This is a genomic window from Citrobacter telavivensis (assembly GCA_009363175.1).
GTDB classification, from domain to species: Bacteria; Pseudomonadota; Gammaproteobacteria; order Enterobacterales; family Enterobacteriaceae; genus Citrobacter_A; species Citrobacter_A telavivensis.
In genome coordinates this window covers 5,384,934-5,406,246 of sequence record CP045205.1, presented here as the reverse complement: position 1 = coordinate 5,406,246, position 21,313 = coordinate 5,384,934, and the positions used below count along the sequence as shown (strand labels likewise).

The following is a 21,313-nucleotide window of genomic DNA, read 5'->3' as shown; positions in this document are numbered from 1 at the left end:
CAGACGGCTGGCGTGTTTCTGGCGGATAACGGGGTTTTTTGGCCGTTATCCGCTATTGTCTCGCCTGAATAAGGTGTCTATTTCTCTTTTCCTCGTCCGTGCATTCCCTGAAAAATCGTTGCCACGTCGACGAAATAGTCGGTCAGGTAGTTAATCACCACCTGCACTTTCAGTGGCAGTTTGTCTTTTTCGGTATACAGCGCATAGACCGGACGCGGATCGGACTGGTAGCGCGGCAGTAAGATCTCAAGCTCGCCCCGATTGATCTCGTTGATCACCCACATCAGCGGGACATAGGCGACCCCCGCACCGGCGGTCAGCCAGCGGTTGAGGGTCATCGGATCGTTAGTGACGAATCGCCCTTGTGGGATCAGTCGCGTGGAGATCCCTTCCGGGGCGATCAGTTCGAATTCATTATCCGGACGCACGCTGTATTCCAGCCAGGAGTGGTTGGTGAGGTCGGCCGGTTTTTCCGGTATACCGTATTGGGCGAGATAGCTTTTCGCTGCGCACAGCACCATCGGCATTGCGCCCAGGCGACGGGAAAACAGACTGGAATCCTGCAGGGCGCCCACGCGGATGACGACATCCAGGCCGTCGGCAATCAGATCGGGTGCCGGAATACCGGTGACCAGATTGACCGTCAGGCCTGGATGCTCTTTGAGCATTTTGGCGGTGATCCCCGCGAGGACATTTTGTGCCATGGTTGAAGAACAGCCAATGCGCAGCGTACCAATCGGCGTGTTGTTAAAGGCGTAAAGCTGCTCATGAACATCCTGCACTTCATGCAGCATACGCCGACAGCCCTGATAATAAATTTTGCCAGCTTCAGTAAGCCCAATGCTGCGCGTGCTGCGGTTCAGCAACTTAACCTGCAGCTCATCTTCCAGTTTTGCCACCGTCTGGCTGATCGACGAAACACTCATTTGTAACCGTCTGGCAGCGGCGGTGAAGGAACCAAATTCCACCACTTTCGCGAACACCGACATGCGTTTTAATCGTTCCATTATTCACTCTGACTTAAAAGTGATTTAGATCACATATTATAGATAACAGCATAACAGTTACGGTAATATATTATTATTCAAATAAAGGCTGTGTCGCTCTCGCCTGGCTTTCCTTGCCCTTCTCCGCGTCGACATCAGCTGAAAACTGCATCGCCTGCACTCTCTAAAATATCAAGGTCAACATGAGTCTGTTTCCCGTTATCGTGGTGTTTGGTCTTTCCTTCCCACCGATATTCTTTGAATTGCTTCTGTCACTGGCGATTTTCTGGCTGGTGCGCCGGGTGCTGGTGCCTACGGGCATCTATGATTTTGTCTGGCATCCGGCGCTGTTTAATACTGCGCTGTATTGCTGTCTCTTTTACTTGATATCGCGCCTGTTCGTTTGAGGTTGAAGTGAAAACACTAACAAGAAAAATCTCCCGTACGGCCATTACCCTCGTTCTGGTCATCCTGGCGTTCATCGCTATTTTCCGCACCTGGGTCTATTACACTGAATCACCATGGACGCGTGACGCCCGCTTCAGTGCGGACGTGGTTGCCATCGCGCCGGATGTTGCCGGACTTATCACGCATGTTAATGTCCACGATAACGATCTGGTGAAGAAAGATCAGGTACTGTTCACCATCGATCAACCGCGTTACCAAAAAGCACTGGAAGAAGCTGAAGCCGATGTCGCCTATTACCAGGTGCTGGCGCAAGAGAAACGCCAGGAAGCCGGACGTCGTAACCGTCTTGGCGTCCAGGCGATGTCTCGTGAAGAGATCGATCAGGCCAACAACGTTCTGCAAACCGTATTACATCAGCTTGCCAAAGCGCAGGCGACCCGCGATCTCGCAAAGTTAGATCTTGAACGTACCGTCATTCGTGCCCCTGCGGATGGTTGGGTGACCAACCTGAACGTCTATACCGGTGAGTTTATCACCCGGGGTTCAACCGCCGTGGCGCTGGTGAAACAGAACTCTTTCTATGTACTGGCCTATATGGAAGAGACCAAACTGGAAGGCGTACGCCCTGGCTATCGCGCAGAAATTACCCCGCTGGGCAGCAACAAGGTTTTAAAAGGGAGAGTCGATAGCATCGCGGCAGGGGTCACCAATGCCAGCAGCACCCGCGACGATAAAGGCATGGCGACCATCGATTCGAATCTGGAATGGGTACGCCTCGCGCAACGCGTTCCGGTACGGATCCAGCTTGACGATCAGCAGGAAAACCTGTGGCCAGCCGGTACCACCGCGACTGTCGTGATCACCGGCAAGCAGGATCGTGATGAAAATAATGACTCGTTCTTCCGCAAAATGGCGCATCGTCTGCGCGAATTTGGTTAATCGCGATGGGCATTTTTTCCATCGCCAACCAGCACATTCGCTTTGCGGTCAAACTGGCCTGTGCGATTGTTCTCGCGCTGTTTGTTGGCTTCCACTTTCAGCTTGAAACGCCGCGCTGGGCGGTACTGACGGCAGCGATTGTCGCAGCGGGCCCGGCCTTTGCCGCTGGCGGCGAACCGTACTCCGGCGCGATTCGCTATCGTGGGATGTTGCGCATCGTCGGGACGTTTATCGGTTCAATTGCAGCGCTGGCGATCATCATTGCGATGATCCGCGCACCGCTGCTGATGATTCTTGTCTGCTGTATCTGGGCGGGTTTTTGTACCTGGATCTCCTCGCTGGTCCGCGTCGAGAACTCCTATGCGTGGGGGTTATCGGGCTACACTGCGCTGATTATCGTCATTACCATTCAAACCGAGCCGCTGCTGACGCCGCAGTTTGCCGTAGAGCGCTGTAGTGAGATTGTCATTGGTATTGTCTGCGCCATTATGGCGGATCTGATTTTTTCTCCGCGATCGATCAAACAGGAGGTGGATCGCGAACTGGATAGCCTGCTGGTGGCGCAGTACCAGTTGATGCAGCTGTGCATTAAGCATGGTGATAGCGAAGACGTGGATAAGGCCTGGGGCTCGCTGGTGCGTCGGGCAACCGCGCTGGAAGGAATGCGTAGCAACCTGAACATGGAATCCTCCCGCTGGGCGCGGGCGAATCGCCGCCTGAAGGCGATTAATACGCTGTCGCTGACCATGATTACGCAATCCTGCGAAACCTACCTGATCCAGAACACGCGTCCTGAGCTGATCACCGATACCTTTCGTGAGTTCTTCGCCATGCCGGTTGAAACCGCGCAGGATGTGCATAAACAGCTTAAGCGTCTGCGCCGGGTGATTGCATGGACTGGTGAGCGCGAAACGCCCGTTACGCTGTATACCTGGGCCGGAGCGGCCACGCGCTATCTGCTGCTCAAGCGTGGCGTGATCAGCAATACCAAAATCAGCGCCACGGAAGAGGAGGTGCTGCAGGATGAACCCGTGGTGAAAGTCGAATCTGCCGAGCGCCACCATGCCATGGTGAACTTCTGGCGCACCACGATCTCTTGCGTGCTGGGGACGCTGTTCTGGCTGTGGACCGGCTGGACCTCCGGTAACGGCGCCATGGTGATGATTGCGGTGGTCACTTCGCTGGCGATGCGTCTGCCGAATCCGCGCATGGTCGCCATTGACTTTATTTACGGGACGCTTGCCGCGCTACCCCTGGGGGCGCTCTATTTTCTGGTGATCCTCCCCAATACCCAGCAAAGCATGCTGCTGCTCTGTCTGAGTCTCGCGGTACTGGGGTTCTTTCTGGGGATCGAAGTACAGAAGCGGCGGCTGGGCTCTATGGGCGCGCTGGCCAGTACCATTAACATTATCGTGTTGGATAACCCGATGACCTTCCACTTCAGCCTGTTCCTGGACAGTGCGTTAGGGCAGATTGTGGGTTGTGTACTGGCCTTTCTGGTCATCGTGATTGTGCGCGATAACTCGCGCGACCGTACGGGCCGCGTGCTGCTCAACCAGTTCGTCTCTGCGGCGGTGTCGGCGATGACCACCAACGCGGTGCGACGCAAAGAGAACCATCTTCCCGCGCTCTATCAGCAGCTGTTTCTGTTGATGAACAAATTCCCCGGTGATTTGCCGAAGTTCCGCCTGGCGCTGACAATGATCATTGCGCACCAGCGCCTGCGGGATGCGCCGATTCCGGTCAATAGCGATCTCTCCGCCTTCCACCAGCAGTTGCGTCGTACGGCGGATCACGTCATTTCTGCCGTGAATGATGACAAGCGCCGACGCTACTTTGGTCAGCTATTAGACGAACTGGACGTGTATCAGGAAAAACTGCGGGTCTGGGAAGCGCCGCCGCAGGTCACCGAACCGGTGAAACGGTTGACCGGCATGTTGCACAAGTACCAGCATGCGCTAACCGACAGCTAACCCACAGAAACCGACGCCAAAAGCGTCGGTTTTTTTATGGCTATACTTATTCGATGTGCGCAACTCAGGACATCAGAAGGAGAAAACAGCATGCAAACGCTTCAGGACAACGAACTTTTTCAGACGGGATATCTGGTTGATGGGCGGTGGAAAACGCTTGATACCACCTTTGATGTGCTTAATCCGGCAACGGGCGAAACGATCGCGAAGGTGGCGAAAGCGGGGAAACAACAGACCGAAGAGGCCATTGCGGCGGCCAGTAAGGCATTTCCTGCCTGGCGGGCAAAAACGGCAAAAGAGCGCTCGGCGATTCTGTACCGCTGGTATGAATTGATCATCGAAAACAAGAGTTGGCTGGGACGGCTGATGACCATCGAGCAGGGTAAACCGCTGAAAGAAGCCGAGGGTGAGGTAGAGTACGCGGCCAGCTTTATTCAATGGTTTGCCGAGCAGGCGAAGCGCGCCAATGGTGAAATCATCCCGCCGATCAAACCCGGCTCCCGCATTCTGGCGACCCGCGAACCGATAGGCGTGGTGGCGGCAATCACGCCGTGGAATTTCCCGATGGCGATGCTGACCCGTAAGCTTGGCCCGGCGCTGGCGGCGGGCTGTACCGGGGTGATAAAACCGGCCAATAACACGCCGCTGAGTGCCTTTGCGCTACTTACGCTGGCGAAGAAAGCGGGGGTGCCCGATGGCGTACTCAACGCCGTAGCGGGCAATACGCCGGAAATCAGCGACGCCATCATGGCAAGCCATGAGGTGCGCAAAATTTCATTCACCGGTTCAACGGCAGTCGGTAAAACGCTGGTGCGTAACGCCGCAGAAACCATGAAGAAAGTATCGATGGAGCTGGGTGGTAATGCCCCCTACATCGTGTTTGACGATGCCGACATCGATGCGGCGGTGAAAGGCGCTATCGCCAATAAGTTCCGTAATGCCGGGCAGGTCTGCGTCAGCGTGAACCGCTTTTATATCCAGGAGGACGTCTACGATGAATTCACCCGAAAACTGGCCGATGCGGTTCAGGCATTGAAGGTGGGGAATGGTCTGGATGAGGGTGTAGTAGTGGGGCCGCTGATCGAACCTTCTGCGGTCGATAAAGTGCGTGAGCACGTTGAAGATGCCATTGCGAAAGGGGCAAAAGTGCTGGCGGGCGGGAAAGCGCACGCGCTCGGCGGCAACTTCTGGCAACCTACCGTGTTGGGTGAGTGCAGTGATGGCATGACGCTGGCGAGTGAAGAAACGTTCGGTCCTGTTGCCGCCTGCTTCCGCTTTACCAGCGAAGAAGAGGTGATTCAGCGTGCGAACAACACGCCGTTTGGCCTGGCCGCTTACTTTTATACGCAAAACCTGCAACGGGTGTTCCGTGTCTCCCAGGCCATTGAAAGTGGCATGATCGGGATAAACGAATGTGCAGTGTCCACCGAACTGGGACCGTTTGGCGGGGTGAAAGAGTCCGGACTGGGTCGTGAAGGATCGGTGCTGGGGTTAGACGAATTTCTGGAAGTGAAAACCCTGCATATTGGCGGCCTGTAGTTAGACTGAGGTCGGGAAGGTGGCAATAGATGAATATCTATACATTTGATTTTGATGAAATTGAAGATCAGGACGACTTCTACCGTGAGTTTGCGCGGATGTTCGGCCTTGCCAAAGAGAAAGTGAGTGACCTCGACTCTCTGTGGGACATCATCATGAGTGAAGCGCTGCCGTTACCGCTGGAGATCGAGTTTGTGCATCTACCCGACAAATCACGCCGACGTTATGGCGCATTGATTTTGTTGTTTGATGAAGCGGAAGAAGAGCTGGAAGGTCAACTGCGTTTTAATGTTCGTCATTGAGAGATAAAAAAAGCCCCCGACAGTCGGGGGCAAGGTCGTCGGACTAGACGACGAGGGTTTATTTGTACAATTCGGCAGTGGCATGCCAGGTGTCACCGCTACGCGCTTCGGTGATCTGATACGCTGATGCGCCTTTTTCCTGGGCTTTTTTGTTCAGCATTTCATGCATGTCCATTGGACTAGAGCCGATTGCACTTACGGAGACAGAGCCAATCGCTTCGCGATTTTGTGCTTGTTCTGCGCTAATAGAATCTGCGGCGAATGCGCCGAAAGAAAGAACAGAGAGAACGCTTAACGCAGCAACAGTTGTTTTGATTTTCATGATAAGTACCTCGTCGAATTTATTATTGGGGGTCTTCGTTTCGTGACCCTCATCACAAAATCAAGTATACACTAATCACGCGATAAATTAATACCACGCTAATTGTTTCGCTGATGGGTAAGTAATGAATATTTTGTTTTTTATGCTTATCTGGAATTAAAAAGTCATGGGATTTTATTTATATCTAATAAAATCATATGGATATTAAATTTTGCGATTTGTGCGGTTTTTCGTTTGCATATTCACTGTGTGAATGATTTTGGGCAGATAAACGCACTATTTGCTAAATAAGAGGCAGTTAAATTAACGGGGAACGGACGTTAATGCAGGGTTTTACCCCGCCACGTCGGCGGCGGGGTGGGAAGGGTCAAAGCTCTTGTTCGAACAGTTCAAGAATGGCTTCGTAGAGATCTTTCACCGTAAAGCCATTGGCCGGAGTGGTAAAAATGGTGTCATCCCCGGCGATGGTTCCGAGAATACCTTCTGCTTTGCCCAGGGAGTCCAGCAGGCGGGCGATCAATTGCGCCGCACCTGGGCTTGTGTGGATCACCACCACCGCATCGTTAAAGTCGATATCAAGAACCAGGTTTTTCAGCGGGCTGGAGGTAGTGGGTACGCCCAGTTCAGCCGGGAGGCAGTACACCATCTCCATTTTTGCGTTGCGGGTACGAACAGCCCCAAACTTTGTCAGCATGCGTGAAACTTTGGACTGGTTGATGTTATCAAAGCCCTGATCCTGCAATGCGAGGACAATTTCGCCCTGAGAGCTGAATTTTTCTTCTTTAAGTAGCGCTTTGAACGCTTTAACTAATTCTTCTTGCTTAGCTGAGCTTCGCATAAGTCACCCGTAGTATGAGAGTGGAAACAACATTATTATGCATACAGATGAATTTTTATGCAAACGGTCTGCCCAAATGAAGGCTGAAATAATGTTATGAAAGAGCGGAATTTTATCAAATTTCGTTATCAAGAAACATGCCTATGTCACGCCTCGCAAATAAGCTTAAAAGTAAATTAATTGTTATCAAATTGATGTTGTTTTGGGCTGACAGTAGGGTATATTGTCACCACCTGTTGGAAAGTTGCTCTACAGCACAGACATCTTCGGGTTACGTCAATTAAATGCATAAAAGCTAAATTCGCGTGACTACACAGAATTGAATACGGGTGATTGTGTTCATCGAAATTGTGGTTTAACGTCGCCGCCGCGGAGCAACAAACACTTAGTTTATCAATATAATAAGGAGTTTAGGATGAAAGTCGCAGTCCTCGGCGCAGCTGGCGGTATCGGCCAGGCGCTTGCACTACTGTTAAAAACCCAACTGCCTTCAGGTTCAGAACTCTCCCTGTACGACATCGCTCCAGTGACTCCCGGTGTGGCTGTAGATCTGAGCCATATCCCAACTGCTGTGAAAATCAAAGGCTTCTCCGGTGAAGACGCGACCCCGGCACTGCACGGTGCTGATGTGGTGCTGATCTCCGCAGGTGTGGCGCGTAAACCGGGTATGGACCGTTCCGACCTGTTTAACGTCAATGCGGGCATCGTGAAGAACCTGGTACAGCAGATCGCGACGACCTGTCCGAAAGCCTGCATCGGTATCATTACCAACCCGGTGAACACCACTGTCGCTATTGCCGCAGAAGTACTGAAAAAAGCGGGCGTTTACGACAAAAATAAACTGTTTGGCGTGACCACGCTGGACATTATCCGCTCCAACACCTTTGTAGCGGAACTGAAAGGTAAGCTGCCGACTGAAGTTGAAGTTCCGGTTATCGGCGGACACTCTGGCGTGACCATTCTGCCACTGCTGTCGCAGATCCCGGGCGTAAGTTTCACTGAGCAGGAAGTGGCTGACCTGACCAAACGTATCCAGAACGCTGGTACTGAAGTGGTTGAAGCGAAGGCGGGTGGCGGATCGGCAACCCTGTCTATGGGCCAGGCGGCCGCGCGTTTCGGTCTTTCACTGGTTCGCGCACTGCAGGGCGAAAAAGGCGTTGTAGAATGTGCCTACGTTGAAGGCGATGGCCAGTACGCACGTTTCTTCTCTCAGCCGCTGCTGCTGGGTAAAAACGGCGTGGAAGAGCGTCAGTCTATCGGCAAACTGAGCGCATTCGAGCAGAACGCGCTGGAAGGCATGCTGGATACCCTGAAGAAAGATATTCAGCTGGGCGAAGAGTTCGTTAACAAGTAAGTACGATTGCCGGATGGTGGTGTAAACACCTTATCCGGCCTACAAACTCATCGAGACGCATAAAAAACCGGAGCGGGCTCCGGTTTTTTTTACATCTCAATTAAGGTTAATTCGTTGCCGGGTATTCCTGGATGGTGACCTGTAGCGTCAGTTGCTTATCATCACGCATGACAATCACCGGAATCACCGATCCGGGGCGAATCTCTGCCACCTGGTCCATTGTTTCCAGTGCGGAGACTGCGGGCCTGCTGTTCACGGAGATAATCAGATCGTTAACCTGAATACCGGCCTGTGCCGCTGGGCCATCAGGTGCCACTTCATTGACGACGATCCCCTGAATCTGATCTATGCCACCGCCCTGGGTGTGCAGTGGGGCGATTTCACGACCGCCAATCCCAATGTAGCCACGAATAACACGACCATCGCGGATCAGCTTATCCATAATCTTGGTCGCCAACTGGAACGGAATGGCAAAGCCGATCCCTTCTGGCGTTTCGCCGTCATTGCTTTTATCAAATGACAGAGTGTTGATGCCCATGAGTTCGCCCAGCGAGTTCACCAGTGCACCGCCGGAGTTACCGTGGTTGATAGAAGCATCCGTTTGCAGGAAGTTCTGTCGTCCGGTTGGGTTCAGGCCGATGCGCCCCGTAGCGCTGATAATGCCCTGAGTGATGGTCTGTCCGAGGTTATAGGGGTTACCGATCGCCAGCACCACGTCGCCGATATGCGGTGAACGTCCGGCATTGATCGGAATCGTCGGCAGACCGCCAGTGGCATTGATTTTCAGTACCGCCAGATCGGTCAACGTATCGGAGCCGACCAGCAGCGCCTCAAACACTCGTCCGTCCTGTAAAGCGACGATAATCTGATCGGCATCGTTGATCACATGCTTGTTGGTAATGATGTAGCCGCGCTGATCCATAATCACACCGGAACCCAGAGTGCGGATTTCCAGTTGATTATGCGCGGTGCTGTTCATACTGCGGTTATAGACGTTGACCACAGCAGGGGCCGCGCGACGTACCGCAGAGTTATAGCTGGCGGGCGTCTCGTCGGCACTGTCATATTGCGGCGCAGAAAACGTGTTGATTTTGCGAAGCGAAGGCATGGCGGCCAGAAGAATGGCGCCAACAATCAAACCAATTGCGACCGAACGTAAGAGCTTCACTAACATGATGGAGGCGTCATTAATAAAGGGAACGGCAGCAGCATATCACGAGTTAACCGGACATCACACGCGAGGCTGATGTCCGGCAGCCTGGATTTAGCGCAGGAGCAGATAAATGCTCTCGTTACCGCGGACTATCTGTAGCGCGATAATGGACGGTTTGGCTTCCAGCACTTTGCGCATCTCGGCGATAGAGTTCACCCGGTCACGGTTGACCCCAATGATCACATCATCCTTTTGCAGACCGGCCTGTGCGGCGGGGCTGCTCTTTTCAACGCTGTCAATTTTGATGCCTTTACTGCCGTCTTTAAGCTGACCGTCACTCAGCGTCGCCCCCTGCAATGCCGGGGCAATCATCTCCGCGCTGGCAGACGACGAGGTGCTGGTATCGAGCGTCACTTCCACCTCCAGCGGCTTGCCGTTACGCAACAGGCCCAGCTTCACTTTGGTGCCGGGTTCTGTGGTGGCAATTCGGGAGCGCAGTTCGGCAAAACTGTTGAGCGGTTTACCGTTGAGGCTGGTGATCACATCGCCGGACTTAATGCCCGCTTTGGCGGAACCGGAGTTCGGCAGCACTTCGCTGACAAAGGCACCGCGCTGTACGTCCATTTTGAACGCTTTGGCGATGTCGGCAGTCATTTCGGTGCCTTTAATGCCCAGAAGACCGCGCTTGATTTCACCAAACTGAATCAGTTGCTGCGCCAGGATGCGGGCCATATTACTGGGGATGGCAAAACCGATCCCAACGCTGCCGCCGCCAGGTGCAAGGATGGCGGTGTTAATACCGATCAGTTCACCGTTCAGGTTAAGCAGCGCGCCGCCGGAGTTCCCGCGGTTAATAGAGGCGTCGGTTTGAATAAAGTTTTCCAGACCTTCCAGATTCAACCCGCTGCGCCCCAGCGCCGAGACGATACCGGAAGTTGCAGTTTGCCCCAGGCCAAACGGGTTACCGACTGCCACGGCGAAATCACCGACGCGCAGTTTATCCGAGTCGGCGATGGCGATTTGCGTCAGCTTGCTGGCGTTTTGAATTTGTAGCAGGGCGATGTCGCTTTGATCGTCGCTGCCAATCAGTTTAGCCTCGAACTCACGTCCATCATTCAACTGGACGCTGATCTTCTGCGCCTGATTAATCACGTGGTTATTGGTCAGAACATAGCCTTTCGCGGCGTCGATAATGACCCCAGAACCCAGCCCTTCAAACGGCTGCGCCTGCTGATCCGGCAGGTCATCACCAAAGAATTTTTTAAACTCTTCCGGGACTTTCTGCGTTTGGGTTGCGGTGCCTTCAACCTTCACGCTAACGACGGCAGGCAGCACCTTTTCGAGCATCGGGGCGAGACTGGGAAGCGCGGGCTGGCCGGGAACCTGGCCTGGAATCGACGCAATGGCCTGAAATGGCGCCGAGAGAGTTAACCCGACACTTAACGCTAATGCACTCAACAGCTGGGTTTGTATTTTCATTGATCCTGCTCTCGTACCTTGAGTAAAGGGAAAGACGATTCAAAACAGTTTGATGTTATTGAATTTTCAATCTGCTAACAATGCGGATAATGATTAAATGATAGTCGGGACGGGAGATAAGAGGTGGGCGCAATCGCTGCGCCCAGGAAAAATATTAACGATGTGCGATTAGTCGCGCTTTGCACCACTACGCAGCAGGCCGGATGCGCCTTCGGAATAGTCACGCGGCATTTGTACCGGTGCCTGATCGTTGCCGGCTTCAGACTCGGCCAGACGGTTACGGAACGGGTTAGATTCCGCTGACAGTTCCGGCAGCAGGCTGCTGGAGCTTTTCGCCATGTGCTGATACAGCTGGCGGTAATCGTGGGCCATGGTGTCCAGCAACTCAGCGCTGCGGGCAAAATGGCTGACCAACTCTTCACGATACTCTTCCAGCTCGGCTTTATTCTTTTCCAGTTCGTACTGCAACGCCTGTTGCTGACGTAATTTCCGGTTACCAAAACGCATGGCTACAGCACCGACGATGATGCCGACGACTAACCCAATTAGCGCATATTCCCAGGTCATGAACATCTCCCGCTGTCTTTTGTTTCCGTAGGGTGTTGGCTTTAGGCTCCATGCCTGCGCCTGATACTGCCACTATAACCGCTAATCCCGCAGAAGTGGAATCCCGTCTTTATATCGCGTAGTGTAGAACGGCCTTTTTTTCGTCAACCGTGAACGACGGCACACCGATTTTCAAGGAATAACAATAACATCATGCAAAGCTTTACCCCCACATCCCGTTATCTGAAAGCCATTAGCGAGGGTACTCACCAGCCCGATGACGTGCAAAAAGAGGCGGTCAATCGTCTGGAGATTATTTATCAGGCGTTGACCTCGAACAAAACCTCAGTCCCTGAAACAAAAGGGTTTATGGCCCGCGTCGGTAAGCTGTTGGGAAAAAAGGAAGCGGCGCATAGCGCTTCGGTGCGAGGCTTATATATGTGGGGGGGCGTAGGGCGAGGGAAAACCTGGCTGATGGATCTGTTCTACCATAGCCTGCCAGGCGTTCGGAAGCAGCGCCTGCACTTCCATCGCTTCATGCTGCGCGTGCATGAGGAGTTAACGGCTCTGCAGGGGCAAACCGATCCGCTTGAAATCCTGGCCGACCGCTTTAAGGCCGAGACGGATGTGCTGTGCTTTGATGAGTTTTTTGTTTCTGATATTACTGACGCCATGCTGCTCGGCGGCCTGATGAAGGCGCTGTTTGCGCGCGGTATTACGCTGGTGGCGACATCGAACATTCCGCCTGATGAGCTCTACCGTAACGGGTTACAGCGCACGCGTTTTCTTCCCGCGATCGATGCGATTAAACAACATTGCGACATCATGAACGTAGACGCGGGTGTGGATTATCGTCTGCGGACGTTGACCCAGGCGCATTTGTGGCTCTCACCGCTGAACAATGAAACGCAGCAGCAGATGGACAACCTCTGGTTGGCATTGGCGGGTGTCAAACGTGAACAGGGGCCGGTTCTGGAGATCAATCACCGCCCGTTGCCGACGCTGGGCATGGAAAACCAGACGCTGGCGGTGTCATTTCACACCCTGTGCGTCGATGCCCGTAGCCAGCATGACTACATTGCGCTGTCACGGTTGTACCATACGGTAATGCTGTTTGACGTACCGGTGATGACGCCGCTGATGGAAAGCGAAGCGCGCCGTTTTATCGCGCTGGTGGATGAATTTTATGAGCGCCACGTCAAGCTGGTGGTGAGCGCCGCCGTGCCTCTCTATGAGGTGTATCAGGGCGAGCGACTGAAGTTCGAATTTCAGCGCTGTCTGTCGCGTTTGCAGGAGATGCAGAGCGAAGAGTATCTGAAGCGGGAACATATGCCCTGACGCCTACCAACAAACTGTTGAGCAAATCACATTTAGGGGTCGATCTTTGACCCCGACTTCTCTATAATCTTGCGACCCCACGTTACAAGAAAGTTTTTTCCCAAAACTTTTTGTGTGCTGGCATTGGCTATTCGAAGGGGTAGGTTTGCCGGACTTTGTCGTGTGAACCTCAACTGACATAACGTTTGGGTGTTCACCAACGTGTAACTTATTTATTGGGTAAGCTTTTAATGAAAACTTTTACAGCTAAACCAGAAACCGTAAAACGCGACTGGTACGTTGTTGACGCGACCGGTAAAACTCTGGGCCGTCTGGCTTCTGAACTGGCTCGTCGCCTGCGCGGTAAGCATAAAGCGGAATACACTCCGCACGTAGATACCGGTGATTACATCATCGTTCTGAACGCTGACAAAGTTGCTGTAACCGGCAACAAGCGTACTGACAAAGTGTACTATCACCACACCGGCCACATCGGTGGTATCAAAGAAGCGACCTTTGAAGAGATGATTGCCCGCCGTCCTGAGCGTGTGATTGAAATCGCGGTTAAAGGCATGCTGCCAAAAGGCCCGCTGGGTCGTGCTATGTTCCGTAAACTGAAAGTTTACGCTGGCAACGAGCACAACCACGCGGCACAGCAACCGCAAGTTCTTGACATCTAATCGGGATTATAGGCAATGGCTGAAAATCAATACTACGGCACTGGTCGCCGCAAAAGTTCCGCAGCTCGCGTTTTCATCAAACCGGGCAACGGCAAAATCGTTATCAACCAACGTTCTCTGGAACAGTACTTCGGTCGTGAAACTGCCCGCATGGTAGTTCGTCAGCCGCTGGAACTGGTCGACATGGTTGAGAAACTGGATCTGTACATCACTGTTAAAGGTGGTGGTATCTCTGGTCAGGCTGGTGCGATCCGTCACGGTATCACCCGCGCTCTGATGGAGTACGATGAGTCCCTGCGTGGCGAACTGCGTAAAGCTGGCTTCGTTACTCGTGATGCTCGTCAGGTTGAACGTAAGAAAGTCGGCCTGCGTAAAGCACGTCGTCGTCCGCAGTTCTCCAAACGTTAATTGTTTTCTGCCTTTGGCAGATTACCGTTGGCGAAAAACCCGCTTCGGCGGGTTTTTTTATGAATAAACCTGGCGTAATCCTCTGACAAAACCCTCTTTTTCCCCATTTCCAGAATCGACTCACCACAAAGGTCACAAAATCTGGTAAACTATCATCCAATTTTCCGCCCAAATATCGGGTATTGCTCATTTTTTGTTTGCTTTTTGAACGATGATGACTTTTCCGAAGTGGGTGTCATCACTTCTGACTGGCCATGCGATGGCCGGTAGCAGTAAAAATTCTGAATATACCTGGAGGTTTTCATGGCTGTCGCTGCCAACAAACGTTCGGTAATGACGCTGTTTTCTGGTCCTACTGACATCTATAGCCATCAGGTCCGCATTGTGTTGGCGGAGAAAGGTGTAAGTTTCGAGATCGAGCACGTGGAAAAGGACAATCCCCCGCAGGATCTGATTGACCTCAACCCGAATCAGAGCGTCCCGACACTGGTGGATCGTGAGCTGACCCTGTGGGAATCTCGCATCATTATGGAATACCTGGATGAGCGTTTCCCTCATCCGCCATTGATGCCGGTTTACCCGGTGGCACGTGGTGAAAGCCGCCTGTACATGCACCGTATCGAAAAAGACTGGTATACGTTGATGAACGTCATCGTTAACGGGTCTGCTTCAGAAGCTGACGTTGCCCGCAAACAACTGCGTGAAGAGCTGCAGGCGATTGCACCGGTATTCGGTCAGAAACCGTATTTCCTGAGCGATGAATTCAGCCTGGTGGATTGCTACCTGGCGCCGCTGCTGTGGCGTCTGCCGCAGTTGGGAATTGAGTTCAGTGGGGCGGGCGCGAAGGAGTTGAAAGGTTATATGACCCGCGTCTTCGAGCGTGATTCTTTCCTGGCGTCCTTAACCGAAGCTGAACGCGAAATGCGTCTTGGCCGGGGTTAATACTGATGGATTTGTCACAGCTAACACCACGTCGTCCGTATCTGCTGCGCGCTTTCTATGAGTGGTTGCTGGACAACCAGCTCACGCCGCACCTGGTGGTGGATGTGACGTTGCCTGGTGTGCATGTCCCAATGGAATATGCACGCGACGGGCAGATTGTCCTGAACATTGCGCCGCGTGCGGTGGGAAATCTGGAGCTGGCAAATGACGAGGTGCGTTTTAACGCCCGTTTTGGCGGTGTTCCACGTCAGGTTTCTGTGCCGTTAGCAGCAGTGCTGGCTATTTATGCGCGTGAAAACGGTGCCGGAACGATGTTTGAACCGGAAGCGGCCTATGACGAGGATGTTGCCAGTCTCAACGATGATGATGCGGCATCTGGCGCAGAGAGCGAAACCGTTATGTCAGTCATTGACGGTGATAAGCCGGATCATGATGATGACAACAGCCCGGATGACGATCCGCCACCGCCGCGTGGTGGCCGACCGGCATTACGTGTTGTTAAATAGATGAAAACAGGCCCAGTGAGGCCTGTTTTTGATCGCGCCGACCACGGTTTCGCCCTCCTTCCGATCCTGTGTTACGATGAGCCTGCTGTTGTTTGTCACCGTGATTCGCAAATAGGTCTTATGAACGCATTCGATTCGCAAGCAGAAGATTCTCCCGCTACCATTGGGCGTAGCCTTCGTCGTCGTCCGCTGGCGCGTAAAAAGCTGTCGGAAATGGTCGAGGAAGAGTTAGAGCAGATGATCCGTCGTCGTGAATTCGGCGAGGGAGAACAGTTGCCGTCCGAGCGGGAACTGATGGCCTTTTTCAACGTCGGTCGTCCTTCTGTACGTGAGGCGTTGGCAGCGCTGAAGCGTAAAGGTCTGGTGCAAATCAACAACGGCGAACGCGCCCGCGTTTCGCGTCCTTCGGCGGACACCATCATTGGTGAACTGTCCGGAATGGCGAAAGATTTCCTCGCGCATCCTGGCGGTATTGCCCACTTTGAGCAATTGCGTCTGTTCTTTGAGTCCAGCCTCGTGCGTTATGCCGCGGAGAATGCGACAGAGGAACAAATCGATCTGCTGACAAAAGCACTGGAGATCAACAGTCAGTCGCTGGATGATAACGCGCTGTTCATCCGTTCAGATGTCGATTTTCATCGCGTGCTGGCGGAGATCCCCGGCAATCCGATCTTTATGGCGATCCACGTTGCGCTGCTTGACTGGCTGATCGCCGCTCGCCCGACCGTGTCGGATCGTGAGCTTTACGAGCACAATAACGTGAGTTATCAGCAGCATATTGCCATCGTAGAGGCCATTCGCCAGCACGATCCGGATGAAGCCGACCGCGCCTTGCAATCTCATCTCAACAGCGTTTCCGCCACCTGGCACGCGCTCGGTAAAAATTCAAAAACACGTAAGTGATCGCGATCCTGACGATCGTTTAGTGAAGCAGATCGCACTATAAGCGTTCTGTATTGTGCTGCTGCTTATTTGATCTGGTATAACAGGTATAAAGGTATGCAGTTAGATAACACTAATCATGACAGAGGTCGTTATGGCAAAAGATTTACGAGGCGTGATGCCAGCGTTGTTAACCCCCTTCGATAACCAACAAAAACTGGATATTGAGAGCCTGCGCCGACTGGTGCGTTTTAACATCGCTCAGGGTATTGATGGGCTGTACGTCGGTGGCTCTACCGGCGAAGCCTTTGTGCAGAACTGTGCGGAAAGGGAGCAGGTGCTGGAAGTGGTCGCGGAAGAGGCGAAGGGCAAGGTGACGCTTATCGCTCATGTTGGAACGGTCAGCACTCACGAGAGCCAGCAACTCGCTCGCGCAGCGCACCGTTACGGCTTTGACGCCGTCTCTGCGGTAACGCCGTTCTACTATCCGTTCAGCTTTGAAGAACACTGCGATCATTACCGGGCCATTATTGATTCAGCAGATGGCCTGCCGATGGTGGTCTATAACATTCCGGCGTTGAGTGGCGTGAAGTTAACGCTGGATCAGATCAACACGCTGGTGACATTGCCTGGCGTTGGCGCACTGAAACAAACGTCGGGCGATCTGTTTCAGATGGAACAGATCCGCCGCGCGCATCCGGATCTGGTGCTCTATAACGGTTATGACGAAATTTTCGCTTCTGGCCTGCTGGCCGGAGCGGACGGTGGTATCGGCAGCACTTACAACATCATGGGCTGGCGATATCTGGGAATTGTGAAAGCGCTCAAAGAAGGCGACATCCGGACGGCGCAAAAACTGCAAACAGAGTGCAATAAGGTTATCGATCTCCTTATTAAGGCCGGCGTGTTCCGTGGGCTGAAAACGGTTCTGCACTATATGGACGTGGTTTCTGTACCACTGTGCCGTAAGCCGTTTGCCCCTGTAGAGGAAAAATACGTGCCTGCGCTGAAAGCACTGGCGGAACAATTGATGGCGGAACGTTCCTGATGGGGTGCCGGATGGCGCTGATGCTTATCCGGCCTACAAAACACAACACGATACGTAGGCCGGATAAGGCGAAGCCGCCATCCGGCAATACAATAAAAAAATCGTCGGGAGAGTAAAATGAGTACTTCTACCCAAAGCATCCCGTGGTATCGCCATCTCAACCGGGCACAATGGCGGGCATTCTCCGCCGCATGGCTGGGATATTTGCTGGATGGTTTTGATTTTGTGTTGATTGCCCTTGTGCTGACGGAAGTACAGGGAGAATTTGGGCTGACGACGGTTCAGGCGGCGAGTCTGATTTCGGCAGCTTTTATTTCCCGCTGGTTTGGCGGGTTAATGCTGGGCGCAATGGGCGACCGTTATGGACGCCGTCTGGCAATGGTCACCAGTATTATTCTGTTTTCAATGGGGACGCTGGCCTGTGGTTTTGCGCCGGGTTACACCACCATGTTTATCGCCCGACTGGTGATTGGCATGGGGATGGCGGGCGAATACGGCTCCAGTGCAACCTATGTTATTGAAAGCTGGCCGAAGCATCTGCGTAATAAGGCCAGTGGTTTTCTTATCTCGGGCTTCTCCGTTGGCGCCGTGATTGCGGCTCAGGTCTACAGCCTGGTTGTGCCGGTCTGGGGCTGGCGCGCGCTGTTCTTCATTGGCATTCTGCCGATTATTTTTGCCCTCTGGCTGCGGAAAAACATACCGGAAGCTGAGGACTGGAAAGAGAAGCATGCAGGCAAAGCGCCGGTACGTACGATGGTTGATATTCTCTATCGGGGTGAGCATCGCGTCGTCAACATTCTGATGACAATAGCAGCGGCGGCGGCACTGTGGTTCTGCTTTGCCGGCGACCTGCAAAATGCGGCGATTGTCGCGGTACTGGGTTTGCTGTGTGCGGTGATCTTCATCAGCTTCATGGTACAAAGCAGCGGCAAGCGCTGGCCGACGGGCGTCACGCTCATGGTTGTCGTCTTGTTTGCTTTCCTCTACTCGTGGCCGATTCAGGCGCTGTTGCCTACCTATCTGAAAACTGAACTGGCATACGATCCTTCCACCGTGGCGCGCGTGCTCTTCTTTAGCGGCTTTGGCGCCGCGGTCGGTTGCTGCGTGGGTGGCTTCCTCGGAGACTGGCTGGGGACCCGCAAAGCTTATGTGTGCAGCTTGCTGGCCTCACAGGTGCTGATCATTCCGGTGTTTGCGATAGGTGGTACTAACGTCTGGGTGCTCGGCTTTCTGCTGTTTTTCCAGCAGATGCTGGGACAAGGGATCTCCGGGATCTTGCCGAAATTGATTGGCGGCTATTTCGATACCGATCAGCGTGCGGCCGGTCTGGGCTTCACCTATAACGTCGGGGCGCTCGGCGGGGCATTGGCACCGATTCTGGGGGCGCTGATTGCCCAGCGTCTGGATCTGGGGACCGCGTTGGGATCGCTCTCTTTCAGCCTGACCTTTGTGGTGATCCTGCTGATTGGTCTGGATATGCCGTCCCGCGTCCAGCGCTGGCTGCGACCTGAGGCGCTGCGTACCCATGACGCTATCGACGGTAAACCGTTTAGCGGTGCCATCCCGTTCGGCGGTGATAAAAGCCCTTTAGTCAAAAGCAAAAGTTAATCCACTTGCCCGGTCCTGTACCGGGCAGCATTCGTAAGGGAAGAGGTATGTCGTTACTTGCACAACTGGATAAAAACATTGCCGCGCAGGGTGGTCTGATTGTCTCCTGCCAGCCGGTTCCCGGCAGCCCACTGGATAAACCTGAGATTGTGGCGGCGATGGCGCTGGCGGCAGAGCAGGCGGGTGCCGTCGCGTTGCGTATTGAAGGTGTTGAGAATCTGAAGGCGACGCGTGCCGTCGTTTCCGTACCGATAATTGGCATTCTCAAGCGCGATCTTGCGGATTCTCCGGTGCGCATTACCGCGTTTCTGGAGGATGTCGATGCGCTGGCGCAGGCCGGTGCGGACATTATTGCGATTGACGGGACTGACCGTGTGCGTCCGGTGCCGGTTGCAGCGCTGCTGACCCGTATTCATCATCACCAGTTGCTGGCAATGACCGATTGCTCCTCGCTGAAGGACGGTCTGGCCTGTCAGGCGCTCGGTGCAGAAATTATTGGCACCACGCTTTCGGGTTACACCACGGCAGAAACGCCTGCAGAGCCGGATCTGGCGCTGGTGAAAGCGCTGAGCGAAGCCGGTTGTCGGGTGATTGCCGAAGGCCGTTACAACACCCCAGCGCAGGCTGGTGAAGCGATGCGACACGGTGCCTGGGCGGTGACGGTCGGATCTGCAATTACCCGGCTGGAGCACATCTGCGAGTGGTATAACACGGCGCTGAAAAAGGCGGTGCTATGACGACACTGGCAATTGATGTTGGCGGCACGAAACTTGCCGCCGCGCTGGTGGAGGATGATTTGCAGATTCGCGAACGTCGCGAGCTGCCCACGCCTGCCAGTAAAACGTCGCAGGCACTGTGCGACGCGCTGAAAACGCTGGTGCAACCGTTGCAGGCACAGGCGCATCGGGTGGCAATTGCTTCGACGGGGATTATTCGTGAAGGGAATCTGCTGGCGATTAACCCGGGGAACCTGGGCGGATTGCTTCACTTTCCGCTGGTGCAGACGTTAGAAGCCCTCACCCGTTTACCAACGCTGGCGGTCAACGATGCACAGGCCGCCGCATGGGCGGAGTATCACGCCATGGCCGATGATACGCGCGATATGGTGTTTATCACCGTTTCAACCGGTGTGGGCGGAGGGGTGATCAGCGGCGGTCGTTTAGTTACCGGCACTGGCGGCCTGGCCGGACACCTGGGACATACCCTCGCGGATCCTAATGGACCGGTGTGCGGCTGCGGGCGGGTGGGGTGCGTCGAGGCGATCGCGTCGGGGCGCGGGATTGCCGCAGCGGCACAAGGGGCGCTCGCCGGATGTGATGCGAAAACCATTTTTTCCCGTGCGGCAGAGGGTGATGAACAGGCCAGTCGTCTGGTCGCATACTCCGCACAGGTGCTGGCGCGGCTGATAGCCGATACGAAAGCGATCACCGATTGCCAGCGGGTGGTTGTCGGCGGCAGCGTTGGACTGGCGCAAGGGTATCTGGCGCAGGTCCGCGCCTGTCTCGAACAGATGCCCCCGGTTTATCACGTTGAATTAAGCGCAGCACACTACCGTCACGACGCGGGACTGCTGGGCGCGGCATTGTTAGCACAGGGAGAAAAAGGATGATATTGGGTGAAGTTAGTTCGTTGTCCGCAGCGGGTCTGCATCCTGTACTGGAAGAGGCGCTGACGCTGGCGTTGACCGCCAGACCACAAGAGCAAGCCCCTGGTCGCGTTGAGCTACGCGGGGACGATATCTTTATGAATGTGATGCAGTTTGCCACGCAATCGTCCACAGAGAAAAAGGCAGAGCGGCACGAGCAGTATATCGATATCCAGCTATTACTGACCGGGGAGGAGCGTATTCAGTTCGGCGTGGTCGATTCCGCGCGCCAGTGTGAAGAGGTGCATGTAGAAGAGGACTATCAGCTTTGCCGTGAGATTGCTGATTGCCAGACCATTTCCCTACAGCCTGGTATGTTCGCGGTGTTTATGCCAGGAGAACCACACAAGCCAGGATGCTGTGTTGGTGAACCGAAAGAGATTAAGAAAGTTGTCGTGAAGGTGCGCGCCAGCCTGTTAGCCGCATGAAAAGGCCGGA

The 21,313-nt window shown here is 53.9% G+C and carries 23 protein-coding genes and 1 pseudogene; 18 read left to right on the top strand and 6 right to left on the bottom strand.

What is annotated here, in order from left to right; translation table 11 throughout:
* Positions 1-77: 77 nt before the first annotated feature.
* Positions 78-1,007 (bottom strand): HTH-type transcriptional activator AaeR, encoded by a 930-nt coding sequence (gene aaeR / locus GBC03_28415; GenBank protein QFS73859.1) that lies wholly within the window; start codon positions 1,005-1,007, stop codon positions 78-80.
* 182 nt (positions 1,008-1,189) lie between these two features.
* Here aaeR and GBC03_28410 point away from each other — a divergent pair, with 182 nt between their 5' ends.
* From GBC03_28410 to GBC03_28390, 5 genes are all read left to right on the top strand, one after another.
* Complete coding sequence (locus tag GBC03_28410; GenBank protein ID QFS73858.1) at positions 1,190-1,393, top strand: DUF1656 domain-containing protein; 204 nt, start codon at positions 1,190-1,192, stop codon at positions 1,391-1,393.
* A 7-nt stretch (positions 1,394-1,400) separates the two neighbouring features.
* Entirely contained in the window at positions 1,401-2,333 is a 933-nt protein-coding gene (gene aaeA / locus GBC03_28405) for a p-hydroxybenzoic acid efflux pump subunit AaeA (GenBank protein QFS73857.1), read from the top strand.
* A 5-nt stretch (positions 2,334-2,338) separates the two neighbouring features.
* Positions 2,339-4,306: a p-hydroxybenzoic acid efflux pump subunit AaeB gene (gene aaeB, locus GBC03_28400; GenBank protein QFS73856.1), complete on the top strand. Its 1,968-nt coding sequence runs from the start codon at positions 2,339-2,341 to the stop codon at positions 4,304-4,306.
* Between the two features lie 90 nt (positions 4,307-4,396).
* A complete protein-coding gene (locus GBC03_28395; protein QFS73855.1) occupies positions 4,397-5,845 on the top strand; it encodes a succinate-semialdehyde dehydrogenase in 1,449 nt (482 codons plus the stop codon).
* Positions 5,846-5,874: 29 nt separating this feature from the next.
* Positions 5,875-6,147: a hypothetical protein gene (locus GBC03_28390; GenBank protein ID QFS73854.1), complete on the top strand. Its 273-nt coding sequence runs from the start codon at positions 5,875-5,877 to the stop codon at positions 6,145-6,147.
* Positions 6,148-6,205: 58 nt separating this feature from the next.
* On the opposite strand, the gene yhcN is transcribed toward GBC03_28390, so the two are convergent.
* Positions 6,206-6,469, bottom strand: coding sequence for a peroxide/acid stress response protein YhcN (gene yhcN, locus GBC03_28385; GenBank protein QFS73853.1), 264 nt, complete (start codon positions 6,467-6,469; stop codon positions 6,206-6,208).
* Between the two features lie 367 nt (positions 6,470-6,836).
* Complete coding sequence (gene argR, locus GBC03_28380) at positions 6,837-7,307, bottom strand: transcriptional regulator ArgR (GenBank protein QFS73852.1); 471 nt, start codon at positions 7,305-7,307, stop codon at positions 6,837-6,839.
* A 415-nt stretch (positions 7,308-7,722) separates the two neighbouring features.
* Between argR and mdh the strand changes: the two genes are divergently transcribed.
* A complete protein-coding gene (mdh, locus tag GBC03_28375) occupies positions 7,723-8,661 on the top strand; it encodes a malate dehydrogenase (GenBank protein ID QFS73851.1) in 939 nt (312 codons plus the stop codon).
* A gap of 106 nt (positions 8,662-8,767) precedes the next feature.
* On the opposite strand, the gene degS is transcribed toward mdh, so the two are convergent.
* The 3 genes from degS to GBC03_28360 all read right to left on the bottom strand — a co-directional run bounded on the left by degS (position 8,768) and on the right by GBC03_28360 (position 11,860).
* Positions 8,768-9,835 (bottom strand): outer membrane-stress sensor serine endopeptidase DegS, encoded by a 1,068-nt coding sequence (gene degS / locus GBC03_28370; GenBank protein QFS73850.1) that lies wholly within the window; start codon positions 9,833-9,835, stop codon positions 8,768-8,770.
* Between the two features lie 90 nt (positions 9,836-9,925).
* The gene (gene degQ / locus GBC03_28365) at positions 9,926-11,293 is read right to left on the bottom strand and encodes a serine endoprotease DegQ (protein ID QFS73849.1); all 1,368 of its coding nucleotides are present in this window, start codon (positions 11,291-11,293) and stop codon (positions 9,926-9,928) included.
* A 168-nt stretch (positions 11,294-11,461) separates the two neighbouring features.
* Entirely contained in the window at positions 11,462-11,860 is a 399-nt protein-coding gene (locus tag GBC03_28360; protein QFS73848.1) for a DUF1043 family protein, read from the bottom strand.
* A gap of 192 nt (positions 11,861-12,052) precedes the next feature.
* On the opposite strand from GBC03_28360, the gene zapE reads away from it, so the two are divergent.
* The 12 genes and pseudogenes from zapE to GBC03_28300 all read left to right on the top strand — a co-directional run bounded on the left by zapE (position 12,053) and on the right by GBC03_28300 (position 21,303).
* The gene (gene zapE, locus GBC03_28355) at positions 12,053-13,177 is read left to right on the top strand and encodes a cell division protein ZapE (GenBank protein ID QFS73847.1); all 1,125 of its coding nucleotides are present in this window, start codon (positions 12,053-12,055) and stop codon (positions 13,175-13,177) included.
* Positions 13,174-13,354: pseudogene (locus GBC03_28350) on the top strand (hypothetical protein). The gene zapE and the pseudogene GBC03_28350 overlap by 4 nt, the downstream one beginning before the upstream one ends.
* Positions 13,355-13,407: 53 nt before the next feature.
* Complete coding sequence (rplM, locus tag GBC03_28345; GenBank protein QFS73846.1) at positions 13,408-13,836, top strand: 50S ribosomal protein L13; 429 nt, start codon at positions 13,408-13,410, stop codon at positions 13,834-13,836.
* Positions 13,837-13,851: 15 nt separating this feature from the next.
* The gene (gene rpsI, locus GBC03_28340) at positions 13,852-14,244 is read left to right on the top strand and encodes a 30S ribosomal protein S9 (GenBank protein QFS73845.1); all 393 of its coding nucleotides are present in this window, start codon (positions 13,852-13,854) and stop codon (positions 14,242-14,244) included.
* Between the two features lie 303 nt (positions 14,245-14,547).
* Complete coding sequence (sspA, locus tag GBC03_28335; GenBank protein ID QFS73844.1) at positions 14,548-15,186, top strand: stringent starvation protein A; 639 nt, start codon at positions 14,548-14,550, stop codon at positions 15,184-15,186.
* Positions 15,187-15,191: 5 nt separating this feature from the next.
* Positions 15,192-15,692: a ClpXP protease specificity-enhancing factor gene (gene sspB / locus GBC03_28330; protein QFS73843.1), complete on the top strand. Its 501-nt coding sequence runs from the start codon at positions 15,192-15,194 to the stop codon at positions 15,690-15,692.
* 111 nt (positions 15,693-15,803) lie between these two features.
* Complete coding sequence (nanR, locus tag GBC03_28325; protein ID QFS74154.1) at positions 15,804-16,595, top strand: transcriptional regulator NanR; 792 nt, start codon at positions 15,804-15,806, stop codon at positions 16,593-16,595.
* Positions 16,596-16,728: 133 nt separating this feature from the next.
* Positions 16,729-17,622: an N-acetylneuraminate lyase gene (gene nanA, locus GBC03_28320; GenBank protein QFS73842.1), complete on the top strand. Its 894-nt coding sequence runs from the start codon at positions 16,729-16,731 to the stop codon at positions 17,620-17,622.
* Positions 17,623-17,739: 117 nt separating this feature from the next.
* Positions 17,740-19,230, top strand: a complete 1,491-nt coding sequence (locus GBC03_28315) for an MFS transporter (protein QFS73841.1) — start codon at positions 17,740-17,742, stop codon at positions 19,228-19,230.
* A gap of 47 nt (positions 19,231-19,277) precedes the next feature.
* Positions 19,278-19,967, top strand: a complete 690-nt coding sequence (locus GBC03_28310) for a putative N-acetylmannosamine-6-phosphate 2-epimerase (protein QFS73840.1) — start codon at positions 19,278-19,280, stop codon at positions 19,965-19,967.
* On the top strand, positions 19,964-20,839 hold the full coding sequence (locus GBC03_28305) for an ROK family protein (protein QFS73839.1): 876 nt from the start codon (positions 19,964-19,966) through the stop codon (positions 20,837-20,839). Before GBC03_28310 ends, GBC03_28305 begins: the two co-directional genes overlap by 4 nt.
* Positions 20,836-21,303 carry a YhcH/YjgK/YiaL family protein gene (locus GBC03_28300; protein ID QFS73838.1) on the top strand — a complete coding sequence of 156 codons (468 nt, stop codon included), beginning with the start codon at positions 20,836-20,838 and terminating at the stop codon, positions 21,301-21,303. Before GBC03_28305 ends, GBC03_28300 begins: the two co-directional genes overlap by 4 nt.
* Positions 21,304-21,313 lie beyond the last annotated feature (10 nt).

What these genes read in the sequence shown, in the direction of transcription:
- mdh (QFS73851.1), top strand. Translation starts at nt 7,723, where the DNA reads ATGAAAGTCGCAGTCCTCGGCGCAGCTGGCGGTATCGGCCAGGCGCTT.
- GBC03_28395 (QFS73855.1), top strand. Translation starts at nt 4,397, where the DNA reads ATGCAAACGCTTCAGGACAACGAACTTTTTCAGACGGGATATCTGGTT.
- GBC03_28305 (QFS73839.1), top strand. Translation starts at nt 19,964, where the DNA reads ATGACGACACTGGCAATTGATGTTGGCGGCACGAAACTTGCCGCCGCG.
- rplM (QFS73846.1), top strand. Translation starts at nt 13,408, where the DNA reads ATGAAAACTTTTACAGCTAAACCAGAAACCGTAAAACGCGACTGGTAC.
- sspB (QFS73843.1), top strand. Translation starts at nt 15,192, where the DNA reads ATGGATTTGTCACAGCTAACACCACGTCGTCCGTATCTGCTGCGCGCT.
- GBC03_28410 (QFS73858.1), top strand. Translation starts at nt 1,190, where the DNA reads ATGAGTCTGTTTCCCGTTATCGTGGTGTTTGGTCTTTCCTTCCCACCG.
- GBC03_28310 (QFS73840.1), top strand. Translation starts at nt 19,278, where the DNA reads ATGTCGTTACTTGCACAACTGGATAAAAACATTGCCGCGCAGGGTGGT.
- GBC03_28315 (QFS73841.1), top strand. Translation starts at nt 17,740, where the DNA reads ATGAGTACTTCTACCCAAAGCATCCCGTGGTATCGCCATCTCAACCGG.
- degS (QFS73850.1), bottom strand. Translation starts at nt 9,835, where the DNA reads ATGTTAGTGAAGCTCTTACGTTCGGTCGCAATTGGTTTGATTGTTGGC.
- degQ (QFS73849.1), bottom strand. Translation starts at nt 11,293, where the DNA reads ATGAAAATACAAACCCAGCTGTTGAGTGCATTAGCGTTAAGTGTCGGG.
- nanA (QFS73842.1), top strand. Translation starts at nt 16,729, where the DNA reads ATGGCAAAAGATTTACGAGGCGTGATGCCAGCGTTGTTAACCCCCTTC.
- argR (QFS73852.1), bottom strand. Translation starts at nt 7,307, where the DNA reads ATGCGAAGCTCAGCTAAGCAAGAAGAATTAGTTAAAGCGTTCAAAGCG.
- rpsI (QFS73845.1), top strand. Translation starts at nt 13,852, where the DNA reads ATGGCTGAAAATCAATACTACGGCACTGGTCGCCGCAAAAGTTCCGCA.
- zapE (QFS73847.1), top strand. Translation starts at nt 12,053, where the DNA reads ATGCAAAGCTTTACCCCCACATCCCGTTATCTGAAAGCCATTAGCGAG.
- aaeR (QFS73859.1), bottom strand. Translation starts at nt 1,007, where the DNA reads ATGGAACGATTAAAACGCATGTCGGTGTTCGCGAAAGTGGTGGAATTT.
- sspA (QFS73844.1), top strand. Translation starts at nt 14,548, where the DNA reads ATGGCTGTCGCTGCCAACAAACGTTCGGTAATGACGCTGTTTTCTGGT.
- GBC03_28360 (QFS73848.1), bottom strand. Translation starts at nt 11,860, where the DNA reads ATGACCTGGGAATATGCGCTAATTGGGTTAGTCGTCGGCATCATCGTC.
- aaeB (QFS73856.1), top strand. Translation starts at nt 2,339, where the DNA reads ATGGGCATTTTTTCCATCGCCAACCAGCACATTCGCTTTGCGGTCAAA.
- GBC03_28300 (QFS73838.1), top strand. Translation starts at nt 20,836, where the DNA reads ATGATATTGGGTGAAGTTAGTTCGTTGTCCGCAGCGGGTCTGCATCCT.
- GBC03_28390 (QFS73854.1), top strand. Translation starts at nt 5,875, where the DNA reads ATGAATATCTATACATTTGATTTTGATGAAATTGAAGATCAGGACGAC.
- yhcN (QFS73853.1), bottom strand. Translation starts at nt 6,469, where the DNA reads ATGAAAATCAAAACAACTGTTGCTGCGTTAAGCGTTCTCTCTGTTCTT.